We start from the raw sequence: 12,909 nt of genomic DNA on the forward strand, positions 1-12,909 counted from the left end.
CTATTGATTAAAATCTACTTCTTCAATAATTTCTTCACCGTCATCACCATTTTCAGGATTCTTGTATTTTTCACAATCTAGTTCAATACTTAGGTTTTCTGGTTTTTCAAATGCTTCTTTACTAATTTTTAAATCTTCATTGGCATAGCATTTCTGCATATACAAAGCCCATATTGGTAAGGCCATTGACGCTCCTTGTCCACGTGCTAAATCTTCAAAATGAGCAGCTCTGTCTTCTGCACCTACCCAAACACCTGTTGTTAGATTGGGTACAATACCCATAAACCACCCATCAGATTGATTTTGCGTAGTTCCTGTTTTTCCTGCAATAGGGTTGGTAAACTTATACGGATAACCAGATGCAATACTGTCTGGATATTTACTCCAAGACGTACGTAGTCTAACACCTGAACCAGCCTGAGTAACACCTTCTAAAAGGTTAATTACGGTATAGGCTGATTGTTCGCTCAAAACTTCTTTGGTTTTAGGTGTAAACTCACTAAGTACTGTGCCATTTTTATCTTCTATTCGTAAAATCATCATTGGCTCTACATACATCCCTTTATTAGCAAATGTGTTATAGGCTCCTACCATTTCGTAAAGTGTTAAATCGACACTTCCTAGAGCAATAGAAGGAACTTCGGGAATTTCATTTTTTACACCTAAATTTTTCGCTAAACGAACAACGTTGGTTGGTGTAACTTGATCAATAAGCGTAGCGGTTATTACATTGGTGGAATTTGCCAGTGCATTTTTTAAAGTTCTAACCCCACCATATTTTCCATCAGAGTTTTTGGGAGTCCAATCTTCTGGCAAACCATATTTTCCTTTAGGAATAGTGTAGGGGGTGTTATTTAATTCGCGACAGGGTGATAATTGTAATTGATTAATTGCAGTAGCATATACAAATGGTTTAAATGTTGAGCCTACTTGCCGCGATCCTTGTTTTACATGATCATATTGAAAATGTTTATGATTAATACCACCTACCCATGCCTTTACATGACCTGTTTGGGGGTCTGTAGAGAGTAAGCCAGACCTAAGAAAATGCTTGTAATAAATAATGGAATCTTTAGGAGTCATTAGCGTGTCAATTTCACCCTTCCAAGAGAAAATTCGCATATCAATCTTTTTATTGAAAGATTCACGGATTTCCTTTTCAGATTTACCTTGTTTTTTCATACGCTTCCAACGATTAGAACGCTTTATAGCCCCTTCTATAGTACTTGCAACCTGCTTCTTCGTTAAATCATAAAAGGGAGCTGTTCTATTATTTTTTTGCGCCTTAAAAAACACACGTTGTAGGTTAGACATATGTTCTTCCATTGCCGCTTCAGCATATTCTTGCATTCTAGAATCTATAGTAACATATATTTTAAGACCATCTCTAAATATATTATAATCACTACCATCAGGTTTTGGGTTTTCTTTTACCCAATCTTTCATAAAACCACGTAAATATTCTCTAAAATAGGTAGCAACGCCGAAACTTGTATCTTCAGGAGAATAGTCTAGTGTTAATGGTAAGTTTTGTAGCGAATCTTTTTCTTGCTTTGTTAAGAAATCATATTTCCCCATCTGAGCTAAAACAACATCACGTCTATTCTTCACCATTTCCTTTCTTCGTAAAGGATTGTATAGCGATGAATTTTTGAGCATGCCAACTAACATTGCTGATTCTTCCTGGGTCAAATCTTTAGGCTCTTTGCTAAAATAGATGCGAGAAGCAGAACGTATACCAACGGCTTGATTTAAGAAATCATATTTATTTAGATACATGGCGATGATCTCTTCTTTAGTGTATTGCCGCTCTAGTCTAATAGCAATAACCAATTCTTTAATTTTCTGTAATCCTCTACTAAACTTATTTTTGGAGCCTTGCCCGTGGAACAATAATTTTGCCAACTGTTGTGTAATTGTACTGGCACCACCTCTGCTACCTAAAAAAGCAAAAGCCCTAATAGTTCCTTTTACATCTATCCCCGAGTGGTTATAATATCTAATATCTTCAGTTGCAATTAAGGCATCGACTAGGTTTTGTGGTAAATCTCTGTAACCTATCGGAGTTCTATTTTCAACCGCGTAGGTTCCTATGGTTTTTCCATCGATGGAAATAACTTCTGTGGCCAAGTTGCTTTTTGGATTTTCTAATTCTTCAAAAGTTGGAAGTTTTCCAAAAACACCAAAACCTGCCAATAAAAAAAGAAGAATAATAGCACCAATTCCTCCAAAAAAGAGACGCCATAACCAACGCGTATATTTTTTAAAGCTTGATAATTGTTCGTTTGTTTTTTTACTCATTGTTTGTTACTTTTTCTATACTCACTCCAACATCTGTAATGCCTTTAAGGTTGGCTATTCCTTCAATTTCTCCGCTTTTGCGCATGGCATGTTGAACATTGATATTATATTCTCCGCTCAATGGAAAAATAACGTTTGCTTTATACTCTAACTTGTTTTGCTTAAGATCTGTTAACCCTGAGCCTAAAAACTGTCCCTGCGCATCGGTCATTTCATACTCTAAAGTATCAATAATACTTGTGTTATTTGGGAAGTCAATCCCAACAATTAACCAAAGATTATTAAACTCATAGTCTTTATTATTCCGCAAATTAATATAAAGATTGTTTCGTGAAATGGTATCAGTTGGAGAAAACTTAAAGTTCATAATTGAGTCTTTATTCCATTGTGCATTTGTAATAGATTTATACTCATCAAACTCTTTATCATCCCCACATGATACAAAACATATTGCTAATAATATAAACGCTAATATTTTAGGCATTATTACGTGGTTTTCTTCGTTTATTATTTTTATTTCTTCTTCTTTTTTTAGTTTTTTTATCAAAGCGCGTGAGGCTATCTTGCCCAACAACATCGCTAAAAATCTTTTCATCACTTTTTTCGAACTCAAATTCGGAAGCATATTCTTCAAGGCTAGCCACTTTTTTCTTATTACCATTCAAAGTAATAATATCGTTTACTTGCTCTACACTTAACTGATGCCACTGTATAGGATTTTCTTTGTATGCATACCACATTAACCCTTTAAAAATATCCATTTTTTGAAAAAGACCTGTACCTTTTTCAGTTTGTAACCAGGTATCGGTATTGGGGAAGCTTTTTAAAGCATCCATGTATGAATCTAACTCATAATTTAAGCAGCACTTTAACTTACCACATTGGCCAGCTAGCTTTTGAGGGTTTAATGATAATTGTTGATATCTCGCAGAAGAGGTGGTTACAGATCTAAAATCGGTCAGCCATGTAGAACAACATAATTCTCGCCCACACGATCCTACCCCGCCTAAACGAGCTGCTTCTTGGCGGAGCCCTACCTGCTTCATTTCTATACGTATTCGAAATGTAGAAGCCAGCTCCTTTATTAATTGCCTAAAGTCTACACGATCATCTGCTGTATAATAGAAGGTAGCCTTGTTTCCGTCTCCTTGAAATTCAACATCAGATAATTTCATTTCTAAACCAAGTCGGCTAATAATTAAACGTGATTTTCTTTGAACTTCTTGCTCTTTATTACGAGCAGACTGCCATACATCTATATCTTTTTGACTTGCTTTTCTATAGATTTGTTTAACAGCATCATTGTCGTCGCTTACATTCTTTTTTCGCATTTGTATTTTTACCAATTCCCCGGTTAAAGAAACGGTTCCAATATCATGTCCTGGTGAGGTTTCAACGGCTACTACATCGCCAACAGTAATAGATAAATTTTTAGTGTTTTTATAAAAGTGTTTCCGTCCGTTTTTAAAACGGACTTCCATGATATCAAATGGCTGTTGACCACTAGGCAGCGTCATATTAGAGAGCCAATCAAAGACTGTTAATTTATCACAACTTCCTGTACCACAACTGCCATTGCTTTTACAGCCTTTAGGGATACCATTAGTATCTGTAGAGCAACTATTACAGCTCATATATGTAAGTATATTTTGAAATCGAAAACTTAGTTTTCGATTCTAAATTCATAAATCAGTTATCATTGGTAAAGATAGTGATAATTGCTAAATTATAAATAGGCTTAAACGGGGCCTCTTAACTACAATTCTTTAACTAACAATAATCATTTTAAGTACAGACAAGTTTTTTCATCTTGCTTTCTTCGTTAATGAATTAAAAAATTCACATACTTTTGCTTTATGCTTTTTAAGGAAATTATTGGGCAAGAAAAGGCCAAAAAACAATTGATACAGTCGGTTGGAAATAAGCGTATTCCTCATGCGCAATTATTTGTAGCTCCTAAGGGTAGCGGGGCTTTGCCCTTAGCTATTGCTTACTCTCAATATATCTTATGTCAAAACTCTAATGGCGAAAATATTACCGGGAATGAAGCCTGTAATTTAAAGTTTAATAAATTGATGCATCCCGATATGCATTTTGTATTTCCGGTAGCAGTAAATGCCAATGTAAAAAAGCATCCGGTTAGTGATTTGTTCTTAGATGAATGGCGAGATTTTGTGGCCAATAGCCCTTATGGTGACCTATTTGATTGGTATAGCCAATTAGGCATTGAAAAGAAACAAGGACAAATAGGAGTTGATGAGGCTGAAAGTATTGTTAAAAAGCTATCATTAAAAGCATTTGAAGGTAATTTTAAGATTATGCTCATTTGGATGGCCGAAAAAATGAACATTGCAGCATCTAATAAATTACTAAAATTGATAGAAGAACCTCCTGAAAAGACGGTCTTACTTTTAATTACTGAAAACGAAGATCAAATTCTTGACACTATCAAATCGCGTTGCCAAGTTGTTAAATTATTTTCTTTAAGTGAAAATGAAATTAAAAACGGACTGCTTGAATATGAGCATATAACTGATAACGAGGCTATAAAAATAGCGCATCAAGCAGATGGTAATTGGAATAAAGCATTGAAATTGGCACATAATGAGGATAGTGATGAACAGTTTGAACAATGGTTTGTTACTTGGGTTCGTACTGCGTTTAGGGCAAGAGGAAATGCAGCTGTTATACAAGATCTTATAGGTTGGAGTGATGCAATTGCCGTTTCAGGGCGCGAAGTACAAAAGAATTTTTTACAGTATTGTTTGCAATTTTTTAGACAAGCGATGCTGAAAAACTATCAAGCCGATAAACTAGTTTTTTTAGAACCTAAAACGTCAAATTTTAGTTTGGAAAAATTCGCTCCTTTTGTACATAGTGGTAATATTCTGGAAATAAGTAACGAACTTAATAATGCGATCTACCATATTGAGCGAAACGGTAATGCCAAAATTATATTACTCGATCTTTCAATCAAACTTACACGACTTTTATATCAAAAGGAAACCGTTTAGTGCTTTAATACGTAGTAGTATATAGCCATAAAATGAGAAAAACTCCCGAGTAAAACAAAAACATGAAAAATGGCGTGGTTGAATTTTAATTTTTCAATGCTGTATAAAATTGCGCCAACCGTGTAAAAAACACCTCCTGATAATAACCAATACAAACCATTAATTGGAAGATTTTCTATTAGAGGTTTAATAGCGAAAATTACAATCCATCCCATCGCAACGTATGCAATCGTTGAAATCTTATCGAATCTTCCGGTATAAAAAAGTTTAAAGAATATGCCGATAAGTGCAATTCCCCATGTTATTCCAAAAAGAGTCCAGCCTAGCCAGCCTTTTAAGGTTACTAAAGTGAACGGGGTATAGGTGCCAGCTATTAAAACGTAAATGGCAGAATGATCCAAAATGTTCAGCTTTTTACGAAGTTTTGGTTGTTGAACGTAGTGATAAAATGTCGAGGCAGAATACAATAAAATTAGACTCGCTCCAAAAATGGTAAAGCTTACAATATGCCGAGCAGTTCCCATTTTACTTGCATGATTCACAAGAAGAATTAATGCTACAATACTAAGAAGAAATCCTATTCCGTGTGTGACAACATTAAGCTGTTCTTCGGTTTTAGAATAATATGTTAAGTGTTTATCATCCATTAATCTTCATATCTTGAATTAGCTCGTTAAGAATTAAATCAAAGGCTTGTTGCTTTAAAGGCTCCATATCATCTATGGTTAATCCTTTAGTCTCTATGAATGGATGAACTTTAACTCTTAGTTTTCCTGGCCAACCACTAAAAAAAGTCCAAGAAAAACGTTTTTTTACATCATAAAATGTCATTGGAACTATGGGTATTTGATGCTCTATCGCCATTCTAAAAGCGCCATTTTTAAATGGAGCTAAAATTACACTTTCTTCAGGGACCAATCCTTCAGGAAAAATTGCAATGCTTAATCCTTGGTTTAATTTCTGTTGAGCGCGTACATATACTTCTTTACGACTTTTTTCACTGCTTCGATCTACATAGATGCTGGTCTTTCTAAACACATAACCAAAAACAGGAAGCTTTCGCAGTTCTTTTTTCCCTACAAAAACTGCAGGATTTTTCATTACAGATAGCATCAGCATTACGTCTATCAATGATGCATGATTTGCAATAAACATATAGTTTTTATTAGCTAAAATATCTTGCTCATATGTTACAACAGGCTTGAAGCCCATAACAAAAACAATGGTTTTTCCCCAAGCAATGGCAATTTTAAAAAAGGTTTTGTAATACCTTTCATCATAAATTACAAAGATAAGTAAGGGTAATGCAAAAAGAATTGAAAAAAAAACCCAGCCATAAAACCAAGCGCGCCAAAAGATGCGGAAGATATTTTTAAATAGCTCCATAGCAGTCAAATGTAACAATAAAAATATTCAAATAGTAAAATTGAAAATTCGAGGGCCGTCTTTAAAGTTTGAAATTTGTTGATTGAGGTTTTTAATTCATATTTTTGCCAACGCAAAACACATCCCAAAAAATGGGAAAGCAGTAAATTATGGCACGAATACTTACAGGTGTACAAAGCACAGGTACTCCGCACCTTGGAAATTTATTAGGAGCAATTATACCCGCAATTGAAATGGCTAATGACCCAGCAAATGAGTCATTTTTGTTTATTGCCAATATGCATACGCTTACGCAAATTAAAGATGGTGAGGTTATAAAACAAAATACATATAGCACAGCGGCCACCTGGTTGGCATTTGGATTAGATATAGCGAAGACCGTGTTTTACCGTCAGAGTGATATTCCTGAGGTTACCGAGTTATCTTGGTATTTAAGCTGCTTTTTTCCATATCAGAGATTGACATTGGCTCATAGCTTTAAAGATAAAGCGGATCGTTTAGAAGATGTAAATTCAGGATTGTTTACCTATCCAATGCTCATGGCAGCAGATATTTTATTATACGATGCAGATATTGTACCAGTAGGAAAAGATCAATCTCAACACTTGGAAATGACGCGCGATGTTGCTAATAGAGTTAACCATAAAGTAGGAGCAGTTTTATTACCACCTCAAATTAGGTTGAAAGAAGATACCATGTTGGTGCCTGGAACTGATGGTGAAAAGATGAGTAAATCTCGAAAGAATGATATTAACCTGTTTTTAGATGATAAAAAATTACGCAAACAGGTCATGAAAATTCAAACAGATAGCACACCATTAGAAGAGCCTAAGAATCCAGACACATGTAATTTATTTGCTTTGTATAAGCTTGTTGCAAATGAAGATCAAATTGCAGAAATGCGAGCCAATTATCTAGGGGGCAATTATGGCTATGGCCATGCCAAACAAGCCTTTTTTGAATTACTAGTCACCAAATTTGCAAAAGAGCGCGAGCGTTACAATCATTATATGAATAATCTGAACGAAATCGATGATGCACTAGCCATTGGCGCAGAGAAGGCAAGAAAAATAGCACAGGAAGTACTTGACCGAGTTCGTGAAAAATTAGGTTACTAAGTTATTAGTATCACAAATGACATGTTCTACGCTGCAGGGTTTGGTATTTTAGCATGAACGACGTTAATTTCATCTATAACTTCTTGAGATAATTCTATGTTAATACTGTCAATATTCTCTTTTAATTGACTCATTTTTGTTGCTCCAATAATATTACCAGTTACGAATGGTAGTTGGTTTACAAAAGCCAATGATAACTGTGTTAAGCTAAGTCCATACTTTTCTGCAATGGCATTATATGCAATTACGGCTTTCTCAGATTCTTTACTACTATATCTGTTGTAATTAGGAAATAAAGTAACACGAGCATCATGAGGCATATGATTGTTTAAATATTTACCTGATAATACACCAAAGGCAAGAGGAGAATATGCCAATAAACCAATATTTTCTCGTATAGAAACCTCTGAAAGATTGGTTTCATACATTCTATGTAATAGAGAATATGAATTTTGCAGAGTAATCATACGTGGTAAGTTTTTTTGTTTGGACTCCTCAAGGTAACGCATAACACCCCAAGCCGATTCATTTGAAAGACCAACATGGCGAATTTTACCTGTTTTTATATGCTCATTTAAAGATTCTAGAATTTCGGCAAAATTATCATCCCATTGTGTTTGTTGATGATACGGGAAATCACGGACTCCAAAACAATTCACGGGACGTTCAGGCCAGTGTAACTGATACAAATCAATATAGTCTGTTTGCAATCGTTTAAGGCTACCTTCAATTGCTTCGGCAATTGCTTCTTTTGAAAATCCGGTTTTTCTAATATGAGCCGTATAAGGCCCTGCCCCGGCTATTTTACTGGCTAATATAACTTTATCTCTATTACCACTTTTTTTAAACCAAGTACCAATAATTTTTTCGGTAGCACCATAGGTTTCTGCTTTTGCTGGAACTGAATAGAGCTCTGCAGTATCAAAAAAATTAACACCTTGATCTAAGGCATAATCCATCTGTTTATGACCTTCAGCCTCCGTGTTTTGTTCGCCCCAAGTCATTGTACCAAGGCATATTTTACTAACTTTTATAGCTGTGGTTGGTAGATTGGTATACTTCATTTGTTTAGTTCTTTAATAAAAATCCAATATTTTTTTCCGAGTCTTTGAACTTCTTTCTGTTTTTTGAACCCCATTTTTTCATACATACTTCTAGCGATGTCCATAAACTCAGAGGTGTGTAGGGCTATTAATTTTTCATTGGTTTCTAGTGCATGCTGGATACATAATTGTGTTAGTTTTTTTCCAACACCTAAGCCCCGATATTCTGGTTTTACACCTAATGAACGAATATAAGAAACATTGCTAGAATACAAGTCGGTAGGATTGCCACTAGCGAAATAATAAATTACTCCAACGATCTCATTCTCGACTTCGCAAACAAAAGAAGTACTGTTAGTAATAAACTTTTTTACGTTATCACTATTGTTCAATATTTGATTTAGCTTTTCTCTGTTTTCAGGATCTAAAACTTCGAAATATTGAGAATACGATGCTAACCCAACTTCTTTACATTGCGCTAAGTCAGAAATATTTCCTTCTCTAAAGATCAAAATCTAATTTAGTATAGCGTCAATTCCGGGTAATGTTTTTCCTTCTAAGCTTTCTAACATGGCACCCCCACCAGTAGAAACATAGCTAACTTTATTTTCAAATCCGAATTGCTTTACCGCAGCTACAGAATCTCCACCTCCAACAAGAGAGAAAGCACCGTCTGCTGAGGCTTCTGCAATGGCATTACCCAATTCTATAGTTCCTTTTGCGAACTTAGGCATTTCGAAAACACCTAACGGACCATTCCATAAAATGGTTCTTGATTGTGCAATCACAAAAGAAAAGCCTACGTTGGTTTTTGGGCCACTGTCTAAGCCCATCCATCCGTCTGGGATATCATTGATCTCAACGATTTGTGTATTAGCATCATTTTTAAAATCATCTGCAATTACAGCATCAATTGGAAGATGAATGTTCGTGTTTTTTTCTTTGGCTTCCTCTAAAATTTCTAATGCTAGATCAAGTTTGTCGTTTTCAACAAGAGAGTTTCCAATATTTCCGCCAAGGGCTTTAATAAAGGTAAAAGTCATCCCACCGCCTATAATAATATGATCTACTTTATCGAGTATATTCTTAATAATTCCAATTTTTGAAGATACTTTAGCACCGCCTAAAATGGCCGTTACAGGTTTTTCGCTGTCTTCAAGAACTCTATTAATACTTTCAATTTCTTTGGCTAGTAGTGCTCCGAAGCATTTTTTGTTTTCAAAAAATTGCGCTACAATTGTTGTAGAAGCATGAGCACGATGCGCCGTGCCAAAGGCATCATTTACATAGATATCGCCCAATTTTGAAAGTTGTTTAGCAAAAGTTTCATCTCCAGATTTTTCTTCGTTATGAAAGCGTAGATTTTCGAGTAATAGTACCTCGCCAGGCTGTAATTCTGCACTGGCTTTTTCAGCTTTTACACCTACACAATTATCAACAAATTTTACTTGCACACCTATTACATCGCTTACTTTGTTTAAAATGTGTTTAAGAGAGAATTTATTTTCAATACCTTTTGGACGTCCTAAGTGCGACATTAACACACAACTACCCCCATCTTCAAGTATCTTAATAATAGTGGGCATTGCTGCTTTAATTCTAGTATCATCTGTTACTTGAAACTCATCATTAAGAGGTACATTAAAATCTACTCTGATCAAAGCTTTTTTATCTTTAAAATCAAAATCATTTATGGTTTTCATCTGGTAATTTTTTTGAAGAACCAAATATAAAGTATCTACAATTATTTTTAGCGGTTTTTATAGTTGTTGATAACATAATTAGGGCTATTTAAGGTCATTTATCGATTTATTATCTATATTTAAGAGATAAAATGCTAGAATTATGGCTATAAAAAGTTTTCAAGGACGTAGAAGTCAACCAAAAAAAGCGGAGTTAAAACCAGCATTGGTTTCAGATTATATGACCAAAAAGTTAATCACCTTTAAACCAGATCAACCCGTTGCCGAGGTAATGCAAATTTTGATTAAGAATAAGATATCTGGAGGGCCTGTTGTGAATGAAAAGAATGAATTGCTAGGTATTATTTCAGAAGGTGATTGTATTAAGCAAATTTCTGAAAGTCGTTATTATAATATGCCTATAGATAATGACACGGTTGATAAGCACATGGTAAAAAATGTGGAAACGATCGATGGTAATTTAAATATTTTTGATGCTGCAAAACAGTTCTTAACATCTAAACGTAGAAGATTTCCAATAGTAGAAAATGGAAAACTCGTAGGGCAGATAAGTCAAAAAGATGTTTTAATTGCGGCTTTAGAACAAAAGGGCCAGAACTGGAAATGAAAAAGCCCACCTTTCGGTGGACTTCCAATAAATAACTAACAGATACTACATTCTTGTTAGCAAGACTTTTCTTACTTAAGGGGAGAAAGAAGAAAATAAACGACTTCAAAAGATTTTTCATAGCAATTTTCCCTTTGTACGTCGATTGAAGCTGTATTCTCTTGGCTTCGTGAATTAAACAATCGAACAAAGAAAACTCCTACTATAAAGTTTATTTTAAATTATATTTTATGTGGTGAAGCTAAAAATTAGAGATTATTTTTTAATCTCTTTTTATAAGTAGATAGTATTCATTTTCTAAGGCCAAATAACCTTGATCGTATACATAGAAGTAAGTATTACCTGTTTTAGTAGTATAAATAGAAGTGAACAATTGAAAGTCAAAACCTCGGTCGTACAGTTTATTTCTACCCACTTTCGTTTTTCCACTTTTATTAAGTTCAGAAAGTACTTTGTAATTCTTTCGTAAGCGATTGTTAATATTCCGAATAAGATTTTTGCTCTCTTTATTAACTTTATTATTGTAGGTGTTTCTGCAATAATCTGAGCAGAATTTTTTATCACTTCTACCTAGTACTTTTTCACCGCATTCTAAGCATTTTCTGTCCATTACAAGTTGTTTTTAATTTCATACCACCTTAATTGCAAATTTTCTTTCTCAAAGTAAAAGTCTTCTATATAGGTAAGTCCTATTTTCAATAATGCATTATGAGATGCTTCATTCCCCATTTCGGTAATACCGTAAATTATGTTCAATTTCATTGTATTGAAAGCATAATCTATTGCTGCTTTCCCAGATTCTGTGGCGTAGCCTTTTCCCCAATAACGAGGAATAAATCGATAACCAACATCATAGAATTTTGAGTGATTATTTAAAACTGCTTCGGTATTGAGTTTCAATCCAGACCAACCCATAAATTCATTGTTAGTTTTATTAATGACCGCCCAACGACCTATCCCTCTTTCCTTATATTGTAGTCTGATATAGTCAATATTTTTTTGGGCTTCTTCTTTTGTTCTTATAGGCTTGTTACCTAAATATTTATGAACTATTGGATCTGCATCTAATTCAAACATTGCATTTAAGTCAGTATCTACGATTTCCCTTAAGATCAATCTTTCGGTTTCAGCGAAAATTTCCATAAAAAATTCTTGAGTAATGCAATATACGATTTATTCGTTTACATTCAATTACAATCGAAAGTAAATGATTAACAACCGATAATAGTTTCATGATCAATACATCTTTGCAGCGTTGAATTGAACAAATGATATTCAATAGGCTTAACTGTTAAACAAAAAATTAAAATTATGAGCACACTTAGAAACAAAGTACAGTTGATTGGAAATTTAGGAAATAACCCAGAAATCTTAACGCTTGATTCGGGTAAAAAATTAGCAAAATTCTCAATTGCAACCAATGAAGTTTATCGAAATGCTAAGGGAGAAAAAGTGACAGATACACAATGGCATAGTATTATAGCATGGAATAAGACTGCTGAAATCATTGAAAAATATGTGGTAAAGGGAAATGAAATTGCCATCGAAGGAAAGTTAACATCTAGAAGTTACGAAGATAAAAATGGAGAGAAAAGATATGTTACCGAAATTGTATGCAATGAATTACTTATGCTGGGCGGAAAGTAAATAAATAATAAAATTGTCAAAAGAGTGGTAATTTGCCGCTCTTTTATTTCTCAACTAGCTGATTTCTTTAGATTTACTACAGATTTGATT

General features: G+C 34.3%; 14 protein-coding genes. 4 read left to right on the forward strand and 10 right to left on the reverse strand.

What is annotated here, in order from left to right; all coding sequences use genetic code 11:
* From AC1EUU_RS12425 to AC1EUU_RS12435, 3 genes are read right to left on the reverse strand one after another with little or no spacing between them, the layout of a single operon-like run.
* Positions 1-2,301, reverse strand: coding sequence for a transglycosylase domain-containing protein (locus AC1EUU_RS12425; protein WP_480201751.1), 2,301 nt, complete (start codon positions 2,299-2,301; stop codon positions 1-3).
* Complete coding sequence (locus AC1EUU_RS12430) at positions 2,294-2,785, reverse strand: gliding motility lipoprotein GldH (protein WP_480201752.1); 492 nt, start codon at positions 2,783-2,785, stop codon at positions 2,294-2,296. Before AC1EUU_RS12430 ends, AC1EUU_RS12425 begins: the two co-directional genes overlap by 8 nt.
* Positions 2,778-3,935 carry a PSP1 domain-containing protein gene (locus tag AC1EUU_RS12435; protein WP_480201753.1) on the reverse strand — a complete coding sequence of 386 codons (1,158 nt, stop codon included), beginning with the start codon at positions 3,933-3,935 and terminating at the stop codon, positions 2,778-2,780. The genes AC1EUU_RS12430 and AC1EUU_RS12435 overlap by 8 nt, the downstream gene beginning before the upstream one ends.
* Before the next feature lie 222 nt (positions 3,936-4,157).
* On the opposite strand from AC1EUU_RS12435, the gene AC1EUU_RS12440 reads away from it, so the two are divergent.
* Positions 4,158-5,315 (forward strand): DNA polymerase III subunit, encoded by a 1,158-nt coding sequence (locus tag AC1EUU_RS12440; protein WP_480201754.1) that lies wholly within the window; start codon positions 4,158-4,160, stop codon positions 5,313-5,315.
* Here AC1EUU_RS12440 and trhA read toward each other — a convergent pair.
* Both trhA and AC1EUU_RS12450 read right to left on the reverse strand, forming a co-directional pair.
* Positions 5,312-5,962, reverse strand: coding sequence for a PAQR family membrane homeostasis protein TrhA (gene trhA, locus AC1EUU_RS12445; protein ID WP_480201755.1), 651 nt, complete (start codon positions 5,960-5,962; stop codon positions 5,312-5,314). The two genes, AC1EUU_RS12440 and trhA, sit on opposite strands and share 4 nt — an antisense overlap.
* Complete coding sequence (locus AC1EUU_RS12450; RefSeq protein WP_480201756.1) at positions 5,955-6,701, reverse strand: lysophospholipid acyltransferase family protein; 747 nt, start codon at positions 6,699-6,701, stop codon at positions 5,955-5,957. Before AC1EUU_RS12450 ends, trhA begins: the two co-directional genes overlap by 8 nt.
* A gap of 149 nt (positions 6,702-6,850) precedes the next feature.
* On the opposite strand from AC1EUU_RS12450, the gene trpS reads away from it, so the two are divergent.
* Positions 6,851-7,819 (forward strand): tryptophan--tRNA ligase, encoded by a 969-nt coding sequence (gene trpS / locus AC1EUU_RS12455; RefSeq protein ID WP_480201757.1) that lies wholly within the window; start codon positions 6,851-6,853, stop codon positions 7,817-7,819.
* Between the two features lie 26 nt (positions 7,820-7,845).
* Here the strand turns inward: trpS and AC1EUU_RS12460 are convergent, their stop codons facing one another.
* Genes AC1EUU_RS12460 through AC1EUU_RS12470 form a run of 3 tightly spaced genes read right to left on the reverse strand, consistent with a single transcriptional unit; the run spans position 7,846 to position 10,565 of the window.
* Positions 7,846-8,883, reverse strand: coding sequence for an NADP(H)-dependent aldo-keto reductase (locus AC1EUU_RS12460; RefSeq protein WP_480201758.1), 1,038 nt, complete (start codon positions 8,881-8,883; stop codon positions 7,846-7,848).
* Positions 8,880-9,374, reverse strand: a complete 495-nt coding sequence (locus tag AC1EUU_RS12465) for a GNAT family N-acetyltransferase (protein ID WP_480201759.1) — start codon at positions 9,372-9,374, stop codon at positions 8,880-8,882. The genes AC1EUU_RS12460 and AC1EUU_RS12465 overlap by 4 nt, the downstream gene beginning before the upstream one ends.
* A gap of 3 nt (positions 9,375-9,377) precedes the next feature.
* On the reverse strand, positions 9,378-10,565 hold the full coding sequence (locus AC1EUU_RS12470) for a phosphoglycerate kinase (protein WP_480201760.1): 1,188 nt from the start codon (positions 10,563-10,565) through the stop codon (positions 9,378-9,380).
* Between the two features lie 142 nt (positions 10,566-10,707).
* On the opposite strand from AC1EUU_RS12470, the gene AC1EUU_RS12475 reads away from it, so the two are divergent.
* The gene (locus AC1EUU_RS12475; RefSeq protein WP_480201761.1) at positions 10,708-11,172 is read left to right on the forward strand and encodes a CBS domain-containing protein; all 465 of its coding nucleotides are present in this window, start codon (positions 10,708-10,710) and stop codon (positions 11,170-11,172) included.
* A gap of 262 nt (positions 11,173-11,434) precedes the next feature.
* On the opposite strand, the gene AC1EUU_RS12480 is transcribed toward AC1EUU_RS12475, so the two are convergent.
* The gene (locus tag AC1EUU_RS12480; protein ID WP_480201762.1) at positions 11,435-11,782 is read right to left on the reverse strand and encodes a hypothetical protein; all 348 of its coding nucleotides are present in this window, start codon (positions 11,780-11,782) and stop codon (positions 11,435-11,437) included.
* On the reverse strand, positions 11,782-12,315 hold the full coding sequence (locus tag AC1EUU_RS12485) for a GNAT family N-acetyltransferase (RefSeq protein WP_480201763.1): 534 nt from the start codon (positions 12,313-12,315) through the stop codon (positions 11,782-11,784). The genes AC1EUU_RS12480 and AC1EUU_RS12485 overlap by 1 nt, the downstream gene beginning before the upstream one ends.
* 168 nt (positions 12,316-12,483) lie before the next feature.
* On the opposite strand from AC1EUU_RS12485, the gene AC1EUU_RS12490 reads away from it, so the two are divergent.
* Complete coding sequence (locus AC1EUU_RS12490; RefSeq protein WP_480201764.1) at positions 12,484-12,819, forward strand: single-stranded DNA-binding protein; 336 nt, start codon at positions 12,484-12,486, stop codon at positions 12,817-12,819.
* The last annotated feature ends 90 nt before the right edge of the window (positions 12,820-12,909 follow it).

The organism is Maritimimonas sp. 2205BS37-2, from assembly GCF_056591755.1.